The organism is Bacillus sp. FSL K6-0972 (assembly GCF_037976035.1).
Classification (GTDB): Bacteria; Bacillota; Bacilli; order Bacillales; family Bacillaceae; genus Bacillus; species Bacillus haynesii.
On sequence record NZ_CP150260.1, the window covers coordinates 817,308 to 835,990 of the forward strand.

17 protein-coding genes are annotated in these 18,683 nt (G+C 43.0%); 12 read left to right on the forward strand and 5 right to left on the reverse strand.

The window, feature by feature from the left end:
• The first annotated feature begins 4 nt into the window (after positions 1-4).
• Complete coding sequence (locus MKX80_RS04075; protein ID WP_339227991.1) at positions 5-1,201, forward strand: cytochrome P450; 1,197 nt, start codon at positions 5-7, stop codon at positions 1,199-1,201.
• A 39-nt stretch (positions 1,202-1,240) separates the two neighbouring features.
• Here the strand turns inward: MKX80_RS04075 and MKX80_RS04080 are convergent, their stop codons facing one another.
• Positions 1,241-2,071, reverse strand: a complete 831-nt coding sequence (locus MKX80_RS04080) for an ion transporter (RefSeq protein ID WP_268327670.1) — start codon at positions 2,069-2,071, stop codon at positions 1,241-1,243.
• Between the two features lie 166 nt (positions 2,072-2,237).
• On the opposite strand from MKX80_RS04080, the gene MKX80_RS04085 reads away from it, so the two are divergent.
• Both MKX80_RS04085 and MKX80_RS04090 read left to right on the forward strand, forming a co-directional pair.
• Positions 2,238-2,660, forward strand: a complete 423-nt coding sequence (locus tag MKX80_RS04085; protein WP_003179703.1) for a MerR family transcriptional regulator — start codon at positions 2,238-2,240, stop codon at positions 2,658-2,660.
• A gap of 59 nt (positions 2,661-2,719) precedes the next feature.
• On the forward strand, positions 2,720-3,904 hold the full coding sequence (locus tag MKX80_RS04090) for an MFS transporter (RefSeq protein WP_268293162.1): 1,185 nt from the start codon (positions 2,720-2,722) through the stop codon (positions 3,902-3,904).
• 42 nt (positions 3,905-3,946) lie between these two features.
• Here MKX80_RS04090 and MKX80_RS04095 read toward each other — a convergent pair whose 3' ends face one another.
• Positions 3,947-5,503 (reverse strand): ABC-F family ATP-binding cassette domain-containing protein, encoded by a 1,557-nt coding sequence (locus MKX80_RS04095; protein ID WP_020450520.1) that lies wholly within the window; start codon positions 5,501-5,503, stop codon positions 3,947-3,949.
• A 135-nt stretch (positions 5,504-5,638) separates the two neighbouring features.
• Here MKX80_RS04095 and MKX80_RS04100 point away from each other — a divergent pair, with 135 nt between their 5' ends.
• On the forward strand, positions 5,639-6,769 hold the full coding sequence (locus MKX80_RS04100) for a DEAD/DEAH box helicase (RefSeq protein WP_268310971.1): 1,131 nt from the start codon (positions 5,639-5,641) through the stop codon (positions 6,767-6,769).
• A gap of 43 nt (positions 6,770-6,812) precedes the next feature.
• Here the strand turns inward: MKX80_RS04100 and MKX80_RS04105 are convergent, their stop codons facing one another.
• Positions 6,813-7,841, reverse strand: a complete 1,029-nt coding sequence (locus tag MKX80_RS04105; protein ID WP_268293248.1) for an NADP-dependent oxidoreductase — start codon at positions 7,839-7,841, stop codon at positions 6,813-6,815.
• A gap of 50 nt (positions 7,842-7,891) precedes the next feature.
• A complete protein-coding gene (locus MKX80_RS04110) occupies positions 7,892-8,275 on the reverse strand; it encodes a DUF3212 family protein (protein WP_154994184.1) in 384 nt (127 codons plus the stop codon).
• 196 nt (positions 8,276-8,471) lie between these two features.
• On the opposite strand from MKX80_RS04110, the gene MKX80_RS04115 reads away from it, so the two are divergent.
• The 6 genes from MKX80_RS04115 to MKX80_RS04140 all read left to right on the forward strand — a co-directional run bounded on the left by MKX80_RS04115 (position 8,472) and on the right by MKX80_RS04140 (position 15,003).
• Positions 8,472-8,819: a general stress protein gene (locus MKX80_RS04115; protein ID WP_003179714.1), complete on the forward strand. Its 348-nt coding sequence runs from the start codon at positions 8,472-8,474 to the stop codon at positions 8,817-8,819.
• 111 nt (positions 8,820-8,930) lie between these two features.
• On the forward strand, positions 8,931-10,367 hold the full coding sequence (locus MKX80_RS04120; RefSeq protein WP_268310970.1) for an anion permease: 1,437 nt from the start codon (positions 8,931-8,933) through the stop codon (positions 10,365-10,367).
• A 292-nt stretch (positions 10,368-10,659) separates the two neighbouring features.
• Complete coding sequence (locus MKX80_RS04125) at positions 10,660-11,079, forward strand: hypothetical protein (RefSeq protein ID WP_154994188.1); 420 nt, start codon at positions 10,660-10,662, stop codon at positions 11,077-11,079.
• 7 nt (positions 11,080-11,086) lie between these two features.
• Positions 11,087-11,770, forward strand: a complete 684-nt coding sequence (locus tag MKX80_RS04130; protein WP_216931129.1) for an ABC transporter ATP-binding protein — start codon at positions 11,087-11,089, stop codon at positions 11,768-11,770.
• A 12-nt stretch (positions 11,771-11,782) separates the two neighbouring features.
• Positions 11,783-14,341, forward strand: coding sequence for an ABC transporter permease (locus MKX80_RS04135; RefSeq protein WP_182069033.1), 2,559 nt, complete (start codon positions 11,783-11,785; stop codon positions 14,339-14,341).
• Between the two features lie 83 nt (positions 14,342-14,424).
• The gene (locus tag MKX80_RS04140; RefSeq protein ID WP_154994192.1) at positions 14,425-15,003 is read left to right on the forward strand and encodes a VanZ family protein; all 579 of its coding nucleotides are present in this window, start codon (positions 14,425-14,427) and stop codon (positions 15,001-15,003) included.
• A gap of 46 nt (positions 15,004-15,049) precedes the next feature.
• Here the strand turns inward: MKX80_RS04140 and MKX80_RS04145 are convergent, their stop codons facing one another.
• Positions 15,050-15,832: an MBL fold metallo-hydrolase gene (locus MKX80_RS04145; RefSeq protein WP_268299646.1), complete on the reverse strand. Its 783-nt coding sequence runs from the start codon at positions 15,830-15,832 to the stop codon at positions 15,050-15,052.
• Between the two features lie 104 nt (positions 15,833-15,936).
• Between MKX80_RS04145 and MKX80_RS04150 the strand changes: the two genes are divergently transcribed.
• Together MKX80_RS04150 and MKX80_RS04155 are read left to right on the forward strand one after the other, a co-directional pair.
• A complete protein-coding gene (locus MKX80_RS04150) occupies positions 15,937-16,731 on the forward strand; it encodes an MBL fold metallo-hydrolase (protein WP_182069027.1) in 795 nt (264 codons plus the stop codon).
• A gap of 207 nt (positions 16,732-16,938) precedes the next feature.
• Positions 16,939-18,582 carry a M14 family metallocarboxypeptidase gene (locus MKX80_RS04155; RefSeq protein ID WP_268343377.1) on the forward strand — a complete coding sequence of 548 codons (1,644 nt, stop codon included), beginning with the start codon at positions 16,939-16,941 and terminating at the stop codon, positions 18,580-18,582.
• The last annotated feature ends 101 nt before the right edge of the window (positions 18,583-18,683 follow it).

Below are 18,683 nucleotides of genomic sequence, written 5' to 3' on the forward strand. Positions count from 1 at the left end.
TAACATGACGACAGAGCTGCACGAGGCAGGGCCGAGCCTGAAATCGGATTCGGATTTTTGGAGAAATCCATATTTGTTTTACGATAAGCTGCGGTCGGTTCATCCTGTATATAAAGGAACCGTTTTAAAGCATCCGGGCTGGTATGTCACCGGATATGAAGAAGCGGCGGCGGTTTTGAGGAACGCGGCATTTAAAAACCGCGTTCCTCTCCCTGAAGCTTCAACAAAATATGAACAACTTCAGCATTTGCAGCGGAATATGATGCTGTTTCAAAATGAGTCCAGCCATAAGCGGATGCGGACGATTGTCGGCAAAGAATTCATGCCGCAGAAGGCGGCAACTTTCCGTCCTGTTATAGAAGAAACCGTCCATGAATTGCTCGATCAGCTTGAAAACAAGAAGTCGGCTGACATGGTATCCGAATTTGCCTTTCCTTTGGCAAGTCTTATCATTGCCGGGATGCTCGGCGTTCCCGCAAAGGAAAGATATCAATTCAGGCAATGGACGGCCGATCTCATTCAAACGATTGATTTGACCCGCACACGAAAAGTGCTGGCAAAAGGCGGGGATACCGTTGCCAAGCTGACGGCGTATTTTAAAGATTTGATTGCAAAGCGAAAAGCTCATCCTTCTGAAGACCTGATCAGCACACTCGCCGGTCATGAGCAGCTCGCCGAAGATGAAGTGCTTGCGACGTGCATCCTGCTTGTGATTGCCGGACATGAGACGACGGTCAACCTTTTGACGAACGGATTGTTTTTGCTCATGAACCATCCCGGCCAGCTCAGCGCACTGAAAGAAAATCCGCTGTTGATTGAGTCAGCCGTCGAAGAATGCTTGCGCTATGAAAGTCCGACGCAGCTGACAGCGCGCACTGCGTCAGAGGACTGTGAAATCAACGGGAAAGTGATCAAAAAAGGAGAGCACGTATACATCCTTTTAGGAGCCGCCAACCGCGATCCGAAGATATTTCAAAACCCGCATGTATTTGACATCACGAGAAAACCGAATCCGCACCTTGCCTTTGGAGCCGGTACACACGTATGTTTAGGCTCAGCATTGGCGCGGCTCGAAGCACAAATTGCCATTCCCGCACTGTTGGAGCGGCTGCCTAAGTTGAAGCTCGCTTCATCAGACGTTCCATTTCGCAGGTTAATCGGCTTTAGATCGCTGGCCGAGCTGCCTGTTATCCTCAATTAAAGACGAAAAAGGGGGCTGGCATACAGATGCCGGCCCCTTTTAATCTTTCTTTTCATTTTGCGTGATATAGGTTTCCAGAAGTGTCTTTAATTCTTTGACTTCCGCCCGCAGTTCTTTGATTTCTTTTGTATCCTCTTTCAGCTCGCCTGTCTCATCTTCTATTTCCTGAGAAATTTTTTGTGCATTATTTACGATTTCCCCGACGATCAAGTTGATCATAATGAAAGTCGCAATGACGATAAATGAAACGAAATAGAGCCATGACCAGCCGCTCTCGGCAAAAATCGGCCTGAATATGCCGCTTGCCCACGATTCGAGCGTAAAGGTTTGAAACAGTGTCAGAAGGCTGAGCTGCAGATTGCCGAAGTATTCCGGCGCGATGGCAGAGAAGAACATCGTACCGATGACGGCGTACACGTAAAAAATGATGCTCATCAGGATAATGACGCTGCTGATGGTCGGAATCGCCATAAACAGCGCATTGACGATCCGTCTTAATGAGGGAACGGAAGTGATCGTCCGCAGCACCCGCAGCACCCGGAAGATACGGAGAACGCTGACGAAATTCGTATTGTAAAGAATCAAACTGCCGGCGACGATCACGAAGTCAAAAACGTTCCAGTTGTTTTTAAAAAAGTGCTGTTTTTGAACGAATAGTTTAAGAGAAAGTTCGATTATAAATATCGTTAAAAACAAGCAATCCACAATAAAAAATACTTTTTGATAAGGTTTAAAGAAAGCGTAAGTTTCCAAACCGATTGAGATGGCATTCAACACAATGACCGTCGTTATGAATGACTGAAACAGCCGGCTTTCAATCAATGCCGAAACTTTGCTTTGAACTGAGAATCGATTTTGATGAGTGTTCACTCTTGTTATTTGTCCTCCTGTTTTGATGTCCATTTCTATGATACGTTACAGCAGCAGGATGATGTCAAGTCAGTTGTTTTATTTTTGCATCGAAAAACTTAACGTTTACGTAAAAGTGTAATAGTAGTATAATAGAAAAGAAGAAAAATCTCGGGGGGATATGGACGTGGAGTGGATGAAGATTGATCAAATGGCCAAGCGAAGCGGCCTGACGAAAAGAACGATCCGCTTTTACGAAGAAATCGGTCTGCTTTCTTCACCGAAGCGGACGGAAGGCGGTGTCCGTCTTTACTCTGAAGACGATCTTGAAGAGCTTGAAAGAGTGATCAGCGCGAAGGAAGTGCTGGGATTCTCACTGCAGGAACTCCAGCAGTTCATGGAAACGGGCAAGCACCTGGAAATGAATAAAGAAGGATATCTTTTATCGCTGGACAAACGGGAACGAAAAGAAAAGCTCGAAGACATTCAGAGGATGCTGAATGAACAGATGAGAATGATTGATGAAAAGATTGAAAAATTTCAATCATTCAAGAAGCGCTTGGAGGGTATGCAGGCAAAAGCCGAGAATGCGCTTCAATCAATTGATTAAACAAGACAAACGCTATTTTTATAGCGTTTCTTTATTTGGAAAGAAAGGTTTGATAGATAATGAATGAACAACCACCTGAGAACTCAAGTATGTTTAAACAGCCAAAAGCGGTCTGGGCCGTAGCCTTTGCCTGCGTGATCTCGTTTATGGGGATCGGGCTCGTCGATCCGATTCTGCCGGCGATCGCCCGGCAGCTGCATGCTTCTCCCAGCCAGGTTTCGCTTTTATTTACAAGCTATCTGCTTGTCACAGGTTTTGCGATGCTTTTATCAGGCGCCGTATCGAGCCGGATTGGAGCAAAGCTGACGTTAATCAGCGGTTTGATCCTGATCATCGTCTTTGCAGGCCTGGGCGGGCTTTCGCATTCCATCTCTCAGCTCGTCGGCTTCCGCGGCGGCTGGGGACTCGGAAACGCCATGTTTATCTCCACTGCGCTTGCCGTCATTGTCAGCGTGGCATCAGGCGGAAGTGCAAAAGCCATCATTTTGTATGAGGCGGCTTTGGGATTGGGCATTTCGGTTGGACCGCTTGCCGGCGGAGAGCTTGGCACAATCTCGTGGAGAGCGCCGTTTTTCGGCGTATCGGTTTTAATGGCAGCTGCTCTTTTGGCCATCTTTTTTCTTTTGCCGCCTGTTCAAAAACCGCAGAAGAAAATATCCGTCAGCGCACCGATCAAAGCGCTTCGTTATAAAGGGCTATTGACGCTTTCAGGAGCCGCATTCTTATATAATTTCGGTTTCTTCACCCTGCTTGCATATTCGCCGTTTGTTCTTAACTTAAATGAACGGGGCCTCGGCTATGTCTTTTTCGGCTGGGGGCTGTTTCTTGCAATCACCTCCGTTTTCATCGCTCCGGCCGTACAGCGGATCTTTGGAACCGTCCGTTCCCTGATCCTTCTGTTTATGCTGTTTGCAGCTGATTTGCTCGCGATCGGCATTTGGACGGAGCATATGGCGCTCGTCATCGGGGCGATCATCATTGCCGGTGGTATTCTGGGCATGATCAATACGATTTTGACAACAGCGGTGATGGAAGCTGCGCCTGTCGAACGGTCTGTCGCTTCATCTGCCTACAGCTCCATCCGGTTCATCGGCGGAGCCATTGCGCCTTGGATCGCAGGTGTATTAGCCGATCATTTTACTGCGCATACTCCTTATTTTGCAGGATGCATCGCCGTGCTTGCCGGCATCGCCGTTTTGGCTGGAGGCCGCCGTTATTTGGCAGGCATCAAAGCCGGTCATTAATGAAAAAAGCTTGTTTCCCTAAAAGGAAACAAGCTTTTTTGTTTATAAAACTTTCGTTGTCCATGACTCGCAATTCCATGTTTCTGTCGCGATGTCCATATAGAATTCAGGTTCGTGAGAGATGAGCAGGACGGAGCCTTTGTATTCTTTCAAAGCTCTTTTTAATTCTTCTTTTGCTTCAACATCAAGGTGGTTTGTCGGTTCATCGAGTACAAGCAGGTTTGTTTCTGAATTGATAAGCTTGCATAGTCTGACTTTTGCTTTTTCCCCGCCGCTTAATACGGAAACCCTGCTTTCGATATGCTTTGTCGTCAGTCCGCACTTCGCCAGGGCCGCGCGGATTTCGTACTGTGTAAAGGACGGAAAGTCGTTCCACACTTCTTCTATGCATGTGTTGTTGTTGGTTTCTTTGACTTCCTGCTCGAAATAGCCGATATGAAGGTGTTCGCCGCGTTCGACTTCTCCCGACAGAGGTGAAATTTCCCCCAGGAGGCTTTTCAGCAATGTTGTTTTTCCGATGCCGTTGGCTCCGTACAGAGCGATTTTTTGTCCCCGCTCCATTCTCAAGTTCAGCGGGCGGGACAGCGGCTCATCATAGCCGATGACGAGCTCTTTCGTTTCAAAAATCAGCTTTCCGGATGTTCTTGCTTGTTTAAAGTGAAATTCAGGCTTCGGTTTTTCCGAAGGGAGCTCGATCATATCCATTTTATCGAGCTTTTTTTGTCGGGACATCGCCATATTTCTTGTGCTGACGCGCGCTTTGTTGCGGGCGACGAAGTCTTTCAGCTCTGAAATCTCCTGCTGCTGTTTCTTGTAGGCTGCTTCAAGCTGCTGTTTTTTCACTTCGTATACTTCGCGGAATTGGTTGTAGTCGCCGACATAGCGAGTCAGCTCCTGGTTTTCCACATGGTAGATCAGATTGATGACGCTGTTTAAAAACGGAATGTCGTGAGAAATCAAAATAAAGGCGTTCTCGTACTCCTGCAAATAGCGTTTCAGCCATTCGATATGCTGTTCGTCCAGATAGTTTGTCGGCTCATCGAGCAGCAGGATGTCGGGCTTTTCCAAGAGCAGTTTGGCAAGCAGCACCTTTGTCCGCTGGCCGCCGCTCAAATCCGCGACATCCCTGTCAAGGCCGAGATCGTTGAGCCCGAGGCCGCGGGCGATTTCTTCAACTTTTGCGTCAATCGCGTAAAAATCGTTGTTGGTCAGGGCATCCTGGATCGTTCCGACTTCTTCGAGAAGCTTTTCAAGCTCATCGGGGTCGGCCTCGCCCATTTTTGTGTAGATGGCATTCATTTCTTCTTCCATCGCAAATAAATAATGGAAAGCGTTTCTCAGCACGTCGCGGATCGTTTGTCCGCGCTCAAGTGATGTATGCTGGTCAAGATAGCCGACCCGAACCTTTTTGGACCATTCCACTTTTCCTTCGTCAGGCTCAAGTTTGCCTGTAATGATATTCATGAAGGTCGATTTTCCTTCGCCGTTTGCTCCGATGAGACCGACATGTTCGCCTTTCAGCAAGCGAAAGGATATATCATGAAAGATCGCCCGGTCGCCAAAACCGTGGCTCAGCTTTGTGACTGTAAGTAAACTCATGTTTTGCACCTCAAAATATAATCTGTATTCTATAAGATTATATCGAACTCAGAGGGAACAATAAAAGAAAAATTGCGCAGCCGCTTTTGTTTTGAGATACTAGGAGCAGAATCAACCTGATAAAAGGAGAAAAACATGACAGAAAGATGGCCATTTTTAAATAAAGCAAAACCGTTTATTCAAGAAAACTGGAAGGCATCGGGCTTTCAAGAGCCGACGAATGTCCAAAAAAACGCAGTCGAACTGATTTTGGACGGGCGTGACGTGATCGCCGAGTCGCCGACTGGAACGGGCAAAACGCTCGCTTACGTCCTGCCGATTCTGGAAAAGCTGAAGGCGGATCAAAAGAACGTGCAAGCTGTGATTCTGGCTCCGTCCCGCGAGCTTGTCATGCAGATTTTTGATGTGATCGTCGAATGGAAAAAAGGCTCTGATATCAGGGCCGCTTCCCTGATCGGCGGCGCCAATGTCAAAAAACAGCAGGAAAAGCTGAAAAAACACCCGCACATCATTGCGGGCACACCTGGACGCGTATTTGAGCTGATTAAAATGAAAAAGCTGAAAATGCATGAAGTGAAAATGATCGTCCTTGACGAAACCGATCACCTGCTTACACCGGAGCATCGCGGGACGATACAAAGCATCATCAAATCGACGCTCCGCGACAGGCAGCTTCTCTGTTTTTCGGCGACTTTAAAAGACGATGCCGAACGCGAGCTCCGCGGCATGACGACAGAAGCGGAAGTTCTCAGGATCAAGAGGTCGAAAGAAGAATCGGCAAAAGTCAAACATCAATTTCTCGTATGCGACCAGCGGGATAAGGTGAAAATCCTGCAGAAATTCTCGCGGCTTCCAGGCATGCAGGCGCTCGTCTTTGTCAAAGACATCGGCAATTTAAACGTATATGCCGAAAAGCTCAAATTTCATCATGTGGACATCGGCGTTCTTCACAGCGAGGCGAAAAAAATCGAGCGTGCAAAAACATTGCAGGCATTTGAGGCAGGCGAGTTCACACTGCTTCTTGCGACCGATATCGCAGCGCGCGGGATCGACATCGAAGATCTCCCTTATGTCATCCACGCCGATTTGCCAAACGTTGAAGGCTATATCCACAGGTCGGGAAGGACGGGAAGAGCGGGGAATGAAGGAACCGTGATCAGCCTTGTCAACCGCATTGAAGAGGAAAGGCTGAAAAAGCTGGCGAAGAAGCTTGAAATCCCGCTTCAGCGGATCGTGTATGAAAGAGGACGGATTATTGAAAAATAAAGAAATTGGCCTGCCGCCGGCAGGCCAATTTTTGTATGAATGCTCAGGCATTGTCGGAATCGGCAACTTTGATCAGCTGTTTGCCGAGGTTTTTTCCTTCAAACAAGCCTAAAAATGCCTCAGGTATCCGCTCGAAACCTTCTGTTATCGTTTCCTCATATTGAAGCTGCCCGTTTTTTACCCATTCGGCGAGCTGTTTGGTTCCTTCAGGAAAGCGGTCCCGGTAATCGTTGACGACAAATCCCTTCATCAGGGCGCTTGATTTAATCAAAGCCGTTTGTACGCGCGGTCCCATATCATCTTCTGTGCTTTTGACGTTATAAGAAGAAATCGCCCCGCAGACCGGAATTCGTGCAAACTTATTGATCAGGGTAAAGACGGCATCTGAAATCGTGCCTCCGACGTTGTCAAAGTAAACATCGACACCGTCCGGACAAGCCTGTTCAAGCGCTGAAGCTATATTTTCCGTTGTTTTATAATTGATTGCTTCATCAAAACCGAGCTTTTCTTTTAAGTATGCTGTTTTTTCGTCAGAGCCCGCAATACCGACGACTCTCGCCCCTTTGATTTTGGCAATTTGTCCGACGGCGGAGCCGACAGCTCCGGCGGCTCCGGAGACAACAACCGTTTCACCGGCTTTTGGCTGTCCGATGTCCAAAAGCCCGAAATAAGCCGTCAAACCGGTCATGCCGAGAATCCCAAGAAAAGCGGTAACAGGCGCGAGGGACTGATCGATTTTCTGGAGATCGTCTTCGCGAACCGCTGAATACTCCTGCCAGCCCAAGCGGCCCAAAACAATATCCCCTTTTTTGAGCTTGTCTCCTTTTGCAGATATCACTTCGCCGATCACGCCCCCGGTGATCACTTCATCAAGTGGAAATGGCTCGACATAGGATTTCGTATCCTGCATTCTTCCCCTCATATAAGGGTCCACTGAGACATAGAGCGTTTTTACAAGCACTTCTCCGTTTTTTGCTTCCGGAATTTCCGTTTCTTTTATGCGAAAATCGTCCATAACAGGTATGCCCTGCGGACGTCTTGCGAGTTCAATTTGTTTTTGCGTCATGATGATTCCTCCTTTTACTTATAACTTATCACGTAAAAAAGAGGTTTAGCAAAAGATCAGCGAATTGCACGAAAGGTTTTCTTCGGCACAGAATCGGGCAGAAAAAGATGAAAAACATCAGCATTTCTTTCATTTAAAAGATATTGATTCGCATTTTCCCTTGAAAATTGAAACATGTCTTTTGTGATAAAAGGAAGCAATGACAGTAGATACGAAGAGAGGAGGTCTTCGGTGCTGCTTGCCGTTCGCCTTTCTTCCGGATCGCCGATGTTCATGATGATTGAAAAGACGTAATCGATATTAATGCCGAATCGTCTGGCAGCAAATGATTCAAATCGATGAGTGTCAGCTTCTTGATGACCTTCTCTTGAAAAAATCTGCTTGACCAAATCACTAATAATCCATGCGTTATATTGCTGTTCCGGTGAAAAATAATACACGCTTCAATCACCCCATCTAAAAGCCTTGTCTATTTATTAATGTACCTGAAATGTCAATCCTTTCAAACGTTTTATCTGAAAATTTATAACAATTGTAACATTGAAATGAAAATGTCATGACAGAGCATTCATTCGTTTAGGTGCGTGAACAAAGGGTAAGTCTTAAATACAACATGAAAAAAGGGAGGAGATTCATATGAAACCGGTAGTAAGACAATATACCAATGATGAAAAACTGATGAAGGATGTTGAGGAACTTAGGGAAATCGGAGTTGCTAGAGAAGATATTTACGTTCTATCACATGATGACGACCGTACTGAGAGACTTGCGGACAACGCGGATGCCAATACGATCGGAGCCGAAGAGACAGGCATTAAAAATGCCGTCGGCAATATCTTCAACAAAAAAGGGGACGAACTCCGCAATAAAATTCATGAGATCGGCTTTTCAAAACAGGAAGCAGAACAATTCGAGAAGCAGCTTGATGAAGGAAAAGTCCTCCTCTTCGTCACGGATCATGAAAAAGTGAAATCCTGGGTATAAATTGCAGACTGCCGACATGGTCGGCAGTTTTTTTAATAAAATAAAATTTGAATGATGGCTGGAAAGGAGTAGAATAATAACCGAAAACGATATGAATAGGAGGAAAAGGTTGTGGCTAAAGAAAAAGATGCAGAACAAAAATCAGCACTGAACATCATTCCTCTTGCGGTCACGATTTTAGTCGGAGCGGTTATTTGGTTTATTCCGTCGCCCGCCGGATTGGACCCGAAAGCATGGCACTTATTTGCAATCTTTGTGGCAACGATTATCGGCTTTATTTCAAAACCGCTGCCGATGGGGGCAATCGCCGTATTCGCATTGGCGATCACGGCGCTCACCGGAACGCTGTCGATTGAAGATACGCTCAGCGGGTTTGGAAACAAGACGATTTGGCTGATCGTCATTGCCTTTTTTATTTCACGGGGATTCATTAAAACCGGTTTAGGCGCGCGAATCGCTTATTTGTTTGTACGGATGTTCGGCAAAAAAACACTCGGACTCTCGTATTCACTCCTTGTCAGCGATTTGATTTTGTCGCCGGCAATCCCGAGTAATACCGCTAGGGCCGGGGGAATTATCTTTCCGATTATCCGTTCGTTATCCGAAACTTTTCAGTCGACGCCCAAGGACGGCACGGAACGGCGCATCGGCGCTTTCTTGCTGAAGGTGGGCTTTCAGGGGAACTTGATCACTTCAGCAATGTTCTTAACGGCTATGGCGGCAAACCCGCTGATTGCCAAACTTGCCCATGATGTGGCAGGTGTGAATCTGACCTGGACAAGCTGGGCTGTGGCGGCCATCGTCCCGGGACTTGTCAGCTTGATCATCACCCCGCTTGTCATTTATAAACTGTATCCGCCTGAGGTGAAAGAAACGCCTGATGCGGCGAAAATCGCAACAGAGAAGCTGAAAGAAATGGGCCCGTTCAAAAAATCGGAACTCTCGATGGTCGCGGTCTTTTTGCTCGTCCTTTTTTTATGGATTTTCGGCGGCAACCTGAATATTGACGCGACAACAACGGCATTGATCGGTTTAGCCGTCCTGCTTTTGACACAGGTCCTGACGTGGGACGATATTAAGAAAGAGCAAGGCGCATGGGATACGCTGACATGGTTTGCCGCGCTCGTCATGCTGGCGAGCTTCTTGAATGAACTCGGCATGGTCGGCTGGTTCAGCGATGCAATGAAATCGTATGTTTCAGGATTCTCCTGGGTCAGCGCATTTCTCATTTTAATTGTGGTTTACTATTATTCGCATTATTTCTTTGCGAGTGCAACCGCTCATATCAGCGCGATGTATTCGGCCTTTCTCGCCGTGATCATCGCTGCAGGCGCTCCGCCGCTCCTCGCAGCATTAAGCCTTGCGTTTTTCAGCAACCTTTTTGCTTCGACGACGCACTACGGAGCTGGAGCGGCTCCCGTCTTTTTCGGGGCCGGCTATATTCCGCAAAGCAAATGGTGGTCAATCGGCTTCATCTTGTCGATTGTTCATATTGTGACATGGCTTGTTGTCGGAGGTTTATGGTGGAAATTGTTGGGTATATGGTAAAATGAAGGGCAGGAGAGATCCTGTCCTTTTTTTATGTACATTTTGAAGCTGTTGATTTGAAATTCCACACTTTGCGGGTTGAAAGTCGTATTTAAATTAAAAGCTCTGGAATTAGCCTCTCTATCATAATATATCCGTTTTATATTAATCATTTCTTTTGAAACAAATGATGGATATAAAAATCCAATTTATGTATTGACTTATATTATTTTGAATATTAACCTAATATATGACAGATCTGTTTTTGATTGGACAATCAAAAAAGAAGATAAAAAGGAAGAGGGGATTATTTATGAAAAGGTTATTAAAGAGAAAGAAAATATTAGTTACTTTCTCTGTTGTAGCTTTGGTCTCTATTTTCGGCTTTAGCACGGTGAGTTTAGCTTATAATGAGCCATATTCTTTCAATATTCGATCAGCAGTAACTGGAGAAGCTAAGCATAAACTAAGCAATAAATCTACCACTATAACTGCTAATGCAAGAACTATTAAGGCTGAAACTGGTGAAACTCTGTCACAAACTCATAAATATACTGTCACAATTAGCAAAGGAGTATTTACTAGCTACAGTACTGGTAGACTAACCACTGGAAAAAGTTATAGCAAAAATGTAGGAAAAGTGGCTAAAGGAACTTACAGAGTTAATGTTACGAAGCACACATATTCAGATTACGGAATTAATATAAAAGGTGGAGGAAGGATTAAACAATAGGAATATTATGAGACAAGATAATAGAATTATAATATCGACAAATCAAGTAACAAAATCATATGGAGAGGGTGCTTCATTATTTAATGCGTTGCACCCTACTACTCTTTCTATAAGCAAGGGTTCAATTAATGTAATCTTAGGGAAAAGTGGATCAGGTAAAACAACTTTGCTGAGTCTTCTTGGTGGCATGGAGGAACCTACCAACGGCCATGTGTGGTTTAAACAGAAAAATTTTTACAAATTAAAGGATTTTGAACAAGCTAATATTAGAGGTAATAATTTCGGTTTTATTTTTCAAAATTATCATTTGATTCCTGAAATTTCAGTGTTTGATAATATTATCCTGCCACTAATGATTAATAAAAAGAAAAAAGACATTTCGGACATTAAAAAAATGACAAATATTCTAGGGATTGGGCACAAGTTGAAATCCTTTCCTTTCCAACTGTCAGGTGGTCAGCAACAAAGAGTTGCTATTGCAAGAGCAATGGCAAATGATCCAGAAATCATTTTTGCGGACGAGCCTACTGGTAATCTAGACCAAAAAAACGCAAAAAAAGTTATTGAACTTTTAGTTTCTTTATGCAAAGAATTTGATAAAACATTAGTGATTGTTACACACGAAGAGAACTTGATAGAGAGGCCAGATCAGCTTTTTTTAATTGAAGATGGACGAGTCAAAACTTTATAAAGGTGTTGAAATATGTTTTGGGTTAAATTAGCTTTTAAGTCGTTGTTCCAAAGAAGAAAAATATCTTATTTAATGGTTTTAATAATCTCTATATCAATGGTCTTTCTTATTATGGTGAACAGCGCTACAGAAGAAATTCTGAAATACACAAAAGAAAAGGCCTATGAAAAATATGGTGAGCATCATGCTATAATTAACAATCTCAATGAAAAGGAGTTCAAAGAGTTAAAAGGAATACATAGTGTAAAAAAAGGAGGAGGAATTTTTTTAGTTGGTTACACTGAAGATTTTAATGAATCTTCAGTCGGAGCATCTATTGGATGGTTTGACAAAAGTGCTTTAGAATTAGGGCATATACATATTTTACATGGGAGGATGCCTGTACACAAAAATGAGATTGCCATTGAATCATTTTTAACTGACTCTTTTAAAACGAATGACGTTATTGGAGCGGATGTTAAATTAAAAATAGGTGCTGTTGAGGAAGTTTATCAAATAGTAGGTATTGTGAATAACTATTCCTCAAATTGGTCTACTCCAATAAATATAGAAAAAGGAAAGAATACATATCCAAATATTTTTATAAGTCCGACAAAATTTAATGCAGATAAGCACATTGATATACAAAATAGCTTTATTTTTTCACTTCAAAATGAAAATGTAGAAAAGATCGAACAAGAAATAAATGAAAATTTCGAGCAACATTTGTCTAGCCCTGAACAATTATATGAAAATGAGCATCTTTTTAATGAAGGATATAAAAACTATAATAGGATTTTCTATATATGTTTATTTTTTTCAATCATTCTAATATTTGGTTCGTTGTGTTGCTGTTTTCGAATATTTGAGGTGTTCTATCAGAATTACCGACAAAAAATTGCGATACTGAGATCCCATGGAGCAAAAAAAAATCATATAAGGCTTCTTGTTTTTTTTCAGAGTACCATTATTGTTTTAGTGAGTTTCTTAATATCTTTTCCTGTTGGGGTGTACTTGAAAAAGATATTAAATTATCAAACATATCGTACTGAAAACTACAGTTCTTCACCTCTGTTGGAATCTACTCTTTTCGTCACGATTTGGCTCACCTTATTATTTTTTTCATTATGTATAACAGCACTAATTGTAACGGAAAAAATAAACAAAGAAACAATTCATACGAATTTAAAAGGGAATCCGTTTATAGCAAAAGGATACCGTGTTTATCAATTTATAGAAAAGTTTCCTTTTAAAATGAAGTCTTTGGTGATTCAACTTACGTTTCGATGGAAATCTTCTATATTATTTATTGTTATACTGTCTTTCTCGATCATGATTTTTTTCTTTACACAGTTAATAGCCGATGAAACAATTGAAAAATCCGAAGAAACAACACCGGATTTTATACTTTCATCTAAGCAACTGACTGCTGAGGAACATGTAAATGGCTATATTATCGAAACCAATCAATCTGTTTCTTTTGATTATAAAAGTGTAGAAGATCTTCAACGCTTGCCAGGAGTTGTTTATATTGATAAAGTTCCAAACTCACTAGGGAGCACCTTGCTCCTAACCAAACAACAACTTTCACCCAAAATTAAATCTTGGATAAGTACCTATAAGCCGGAAAATATAAATGTTGAAATATCTGAGGACACAATTGATAATTTAGTACCAAATAATCTTATACCTATTCCTAACGTGAATTTTGTATTAGTGAATGACAGTGAACTTAAACATCTCCAACGCATGTATAGTTTTGATGAAAGTTCCGTGAGGAAAGTGAAAAAATCAAGATCAGCCTTTATTTTCTTTCCTGAAATAAATCAAAAAGAAATGAATAATAAAATTATAAATGGAGACGAAGTGAAAATCGGCAGGATTGAATATTCTGATGAAAAAAAACCAAAATTTGAAAATTGGGATTTGAAAGTAGAACGAATTATCTTGTCTCCTTACTTGATGAAAAAAAATCAGATTTCCCAAGAACGTGAGGGAATTACAGTTTTAATTTATGAAGAAATGGCTAAAAAAATTGGGGTTTTTGATGGCTATAAAGAGTTGACAATATATACTGACCATTCAATTTCTAAACAAAAAAAGAAGGGGATTATTAATAAGACGAAACAAATGGTTTCCTCAATTCCTGGAAGTCTGTATTATTCAGAAACAGAAGATAATAAGAGACTTGAGTCAATTTCTAATTATCTTTCCATACTTGGGTCTGTGTTATTTGCGGTTACTGCATTTTACTCTGTTTTAACATTGGCTGCAACAATGTATTCTAGAATCATTCAAAGAAAAGCTGAAATTGCAATTAATCGGGCCTTTGGAAAAAGTGTCACAGCAGTCTTGAAAGACCTAATAATTGAAATGACTATCTATTTAATATTAGCTTTTCTTTTAAGCGGAACAATAATTCTTTTTCTTACATTATCAATGCCTGAAAACCATAATATTTATGATTATTTCAAATATTATTTTTATTCAGTTACTTTCACAAGTACTTTATCTTTGGTTTCACTATCTTTCTTATTTTTTGTCTTGAAAAAAATAAGTATTTCTGACGCTTTAAAAACTAAGGAAGAATAGTTTGGTAATTAGTGTTTATGAGCTATGGTGAAAATCAACAAAACTTGTTAGTATAGTGACTAAAAATAAAGGTGTGAATTTTAATGTTTTGGTCAGTTGATTTCATGCTGCTCGGTTTCATGTATGCAATCGTCTACTTTTTGTACGACATTGTGAAAAACCGAAAAAAGACAAGTTTGTTTAGAAAAATGGTGTTTGCCAGTTTTATTGTTTATTTGAGCGTTGTTTATCACTATACGATAGGCGGAATCAACATTCCGCCGCAGCCGGCATACGCTCAAATGAACATTCAGCTCATTCCGTTTTATTTTGTCGCTGAATGGGTGCAAATGTATCAGCAGAGCGGATTTGATTGGTTTTTCTGGAATTCCGTCAAGCTTACATTTTTTAATGTTTTATTGCTCATTCCTTTAGGTGTGTATCTTTCCGTTCTATGGAGAAAAACTTCGCTTAAAAAAGCTGCAGTTTTTGTTTTTTTGACGAGCTTTTTGATTGAGAGTCTCCAGCTTGTGCTATCTGTGACTGGATTAATAATGGCGAGAACCTTTAATGTGGACGATTTAATTTTAAATACGGCCGGCGGTGTAATTGGTTTTTGCCTGATGTCTTTCATGTTTGGAGCTAAAGGATCAGGTTCCCGCAGGAAAGGTCTGCATTTTTGAGGAAAGCGAGAAAGATGATTCCCGGCCGGGCAATCATCTTTTTTAGTTAAAACTGAAAGCTCAGGCTCTTAAATCGGTGCATGCCTGTGCCATGCTTTGCCAGACCATGCTTCTTCAAATGCTGGGCCGCATGCCCGGCTTCCTGCAAAATGTCGGGATCAAGGCCAAGCTGATGATGCCCGCCGAAAACCTTTTTTACGCGCTCGATAGCCGAAACTTTTTCAAGCGACTGAACCAGTTGAGCCGGATCAGTCGTCGGATAGAATGCATAGATGGGAGCTCCGGTATACAGCAGATCGCCGGTAAACAAGTAGCCTGACGCTGGATCAAAGATGCAAATATGCCCCGGGGAGTGTCCAGGCGTATGATAAATAATAAGCGGCCTTGAATCGCAGCCGACCGTATCGCCGTCTTGCAACGTTCCCGACGGTTTGCCTCTGAACGGGGTGTATGTCTCAGGGGAAAAGCCGGCCGGAACAGGCTTGGTGATATCTCGCGAGACATCACGGCGAATTTGCTCAATCGAAAGCCCTTTGATTCCGTCAGTCAGCCATTCTTTCTCAGCTTCATGAACGTAAATGCGCTGATATTCACCGTGGCTTCCGATGTGATCCCAATGGACATGGGTTGTGATGACGCTCACCGGCAGATCGGTCAGACCGTCCGTTACCGTCTTCATGCTGCCGATGCCAAGACCTGTATCAATTAAAACGGCTTCCTTCACCCCAATAAGCAAATAAGAGTGTACATTTTCCCAATGCCCGTATTCGCTGATCGCATATGTGCATTCATCAAGCTTTGTCACAGTAAACCACTGATCATCTGCCATTGGTTTGTCCCTCCTTCATTTTTTCAAAGGTGCTCATCGATGCATATCCTCCAGTCAAATGTGCAAAGTAATAAAATATATGATAAGTGAGTGTGGTGAATATAATGAGTGATCCTTACATGCCTTTGACGTCCATCAACAGCGGGGTCTTGGAGGAGTATGCCGAAGGTGTATTCGGTTTGACGGTGCAAATCGTCAATGTGTATTTTGTTTTCGATCCTAATTCGCGGGAAGCCGTTTTAATCGATGCCGGAATGCCCAAGTCCGCTCCATTTATTTTAAGAGAGGCGAAGGAGCGTTTCGGCGATTTTCGGCTAAAAGCAATCGTTTTGACGCATGGACATTTCGACCATGTCGGCGCTTTGGAAGATCTTCTCGAAACATGGCAGGTTCCAGTTTACGCCCATGAGAAAGAAATGCCTTATTTAACGGGAAAAGCCGATTATCCGCCTGCCAAACCGCAAGTAAAAAGCGGGCTGGTTGCAAAGATGTCTCCGTTATTTCCGAGGCACTCCATCAACATTTCGTCCCATGTAAAGCAGCTAAATGAAGATGGTTCGCTTCCATTTCTGGAAGGATGGAAATGGGTTGAGACGCCGGGCCATACACCGGGGCATGTTTCGCTTTTCCGGCAGTCGGACAGAACTTTGATCGCAGGAGACGCCGTTACAACTGTTGAGCAGGAGTCTCTATTTGAAGTGGCGATTCAAAAGCAGGAGCTGAACGGACCGCCGGCTTATTTCACAATGGACTGGACAAAAGCGGCAGAATCGGTTCGGAAGCTGGCAGGATTAAAACCGGCTGCATTGTTGACAGGACACGGTGTACCGATGAAAGGAAGCGATTTTTCTGAAGAGCTCCTTGATCTGTCAGACCGCTTGCCCGCTTCTGATTCGTAAAATGCCATATGCTGCCCTTAAAACATTCAGCCAGGCTGAATGTTTTTTTATAGGGAAAAACTAACTATTTACATGTGATGATGGCCATCCATCGTTCTATATTCCGGATGTTGATGTGTACCAAAGGAATCATTTTCTGAAATTTTAGACAAAAAAGGCTGATATTTCATTTATAATGCAGGTATGCCTGAAAGGAGCTGAGAAAAGATGAAAATTCAAAAAAGGGTCCAAGCTTTGCTGGCAGCTTCAGCAATGTTTGCAGGACTGATGCTGTCCGATGCGGTACACGCTGCGGAAACCCCTTACTATGGAAAGAACTATACTCAGCCAGAGCAAGTGTCATCATTATATCCGGAGCCGGAAGAAACATTCTCAACCCCTGCTTTTGTGAAAGAAGGAGAAGCCTTTACGACACAAGAAGAAATGATGAAGTTTATAACCAGTCTGACAAAGAAAAGCCCGAATGTCAAAATCGGGAATATCGGTTTTTCAATTGAAAAAAGAAATATTCCCGTGCTCTACTTCACAAAGGACAAGCAGATACGTTCCATATCAAAAAAACCGACCGTCTGGCTGCAAGGACAGATACACGGAAATGAGCCGGCAGCGGGAGAATCGGCCCTGGCGATTGCTGAAAAACTGGCTGGACCGTATGGCGACAAAGTGTTGGACAAGATCAATGTTATCGTCGTTCCGCGGGTCAATCCTGACGGCTCGTATCAGTTTAACAGACGGCTGGCGAGCGGAATCGACGGAAACAGGGATCATGTCAAGCTCGAATCTCCAGAAGTCCGCGCCATTCATCAAGAATTCAACAAGTATTCGCCTGAAGTCGTTATCGATGCCCATGAATACGGTGTCGGCCAAAACGAATTTCAAAGCATAGGCGAAAAAGGGTCATTAAAATACCATGATATTTTAATTTTATCAGGAAAAAATTTAAACATTCCCGAATCGATCAGGCATGCGTCTGACAGCCTTTATGTGAACGGTGTCAGAGCTAAACTTGATGAAAAAGGATTTTCTAATGATGCGTATTATACGACAGGAAAAAGCAAGGACGGAAAAATCGAAATCTATGAAGGCGGTACAGAAGCGAGAATCGGGCGTAATGCATTCGCCCTCCAGCCTGCCCTTTCTTTCCTGGTGGAAAGCAGGGGGATAGACATCGGACGCGAAAATTTTGCAAGAAGAGTCGCGGCTCAGGTTGCTACGCATGAGACGATCATCGACACGACAGTAAAGCATGCAACCGAGATCAAGCGCCTTGTTGCCAAAGAAAAATTAAAGCTGATTCAAAACGGTGCAAAAGTGAGCGATAAAGATCAAGTAGTGATCAACAGTGAGTTCGCAGGCCCGTTTAAAGACACGCTGAAAGTCGCTGATATCGCTTCTGGACAAGCAGTTGACGTTCCTGTCCAGTTTTACAGCGTCTCAGAGGCCGTTCCTGTGCTGTCAAGAACTCGGCCGAGCGCTTACCTTGTCCTTCCGGGCCATCAAGATATCGAACAGAAGCTGAAAGATCAAGGTTTAAAAAGCGTGACACTGCCTTTCAAGCAAAAGCTCACCGCTGAAGCTTATGAGGTTTTATCGAAAGAAACAGCGGGAGAATCTGAGGGCCGGCCTGTGATCAAGGTGGAAACGAAGCTCAAAAAACAGAAAAAAGAGTTTCCAAAAGGAACAAAAATCTATTTTACAGCACAGCCGCAAAGCAATCTGCTGTCGATCGCACTTGAGCCGGAATCGGTTGACAGTTATGTGAGCACGGGTTACATCCCTTCTCAAATAGGCAAAGAGCTGCCGGTTTACCGCTTTATGCTGAACACAAAAACGCTTAACATTAAGGAATAATCATCAGGCATCCGTCTTTGACGGATGCTTTTTAGCGGTTTTTTGTCTTTTCATACATAATGGTTTTAAACTGAGATCGAAACCTATACAATAAATATCAG

Excerpts from the sequence above, each read along its gene's own strand:
- MKX80_RS04075 (WP_339227991.1), top strand. The coding sequence starts at position 5 with ATGACGACAGAGCTGCACGAGGCAGGGCCGAGCCTGAAATCGGATTCG.
- MKX80_RS04090 (WP_268293162.1), top strand. The coding sequence starts at position 2,720 with ATGAATGAACAACCACCTGAGAACTCAAGTATGTTTAAACAGCCAAAA.
- MKX80_RS04095 (WP_020450520.1), bottom strand. The coding sequence starts at position 5,503 with ATGAGTTTACTTACAGTCACAAAGCTGAGCCACGGTTTTGGCGACCGG.
- MKX80_RS04100 (WP_268310971.1), top strand. The coding sequence starts at position 5,639 with ATGACAGAAAGATGGCCATTTTTAAATAAAGCAAAACCGTTTATTCAA.
- MKX80_RS04115 (WP_003179714.1), top strand. The coding sequence starts at position 8,472 with ATGAAACCGGTAGTAAGACAATATACCAATGATGAAAAACTGATGAAG.
- MKX80_RS04125 (WP_154994188.1), top strand. The coding sequence starts at position 10,660 with ATGAAAAGGTTATTAAAGAGAAAGAAAATATTAGTTACTTTCTCTGTT.
- MKX80_RS04130 (WP_216931129.1), top strand. The coding sequence starts at position 11,087 with ATGAGACAAGATAATAGAATTATAATATCGACAAATCAAGTAACAAAA.
- MKX80_RS04135 (WP_182069033.1), top strand. The coding sequence starts at position 11,783 with ATGTTTTGGGTTAAATTAGCTTTTAAGTCGTTGTTCCAAAGAAGAAAA.
- MKX80_RS04140 (WP_154994192.1), top strand. The coding sequence starts at position 14,425 with ATGTTTTGGTCAGTTGATTTCATGCTGCTCGGTTTCATGTATGCAATC.
- MKX80_RS04145 (WP_268299646.1), bottom strand. The coding sequence starts at position 15,832 with ATGGCAGATGATCAGTGGTTTACTGTGACAAAGCTTGATGAATGCACA.
- MKX80_RS04150 (WP_182069027.1), top strand. The coding sequence starts at position 15,937 with ATGAGTGATCCTTACATGCCTTTGACGTCCATCAACAGCGGGGTCTTG.
- MKX80_RS04155 (WP_268343377.1), top strand. The coding sequence starts at position 16,939 with ATGAAAATTCAAAAAAGGGTCCAAGCTTTGCTGGCAGCTTCAGCAATG.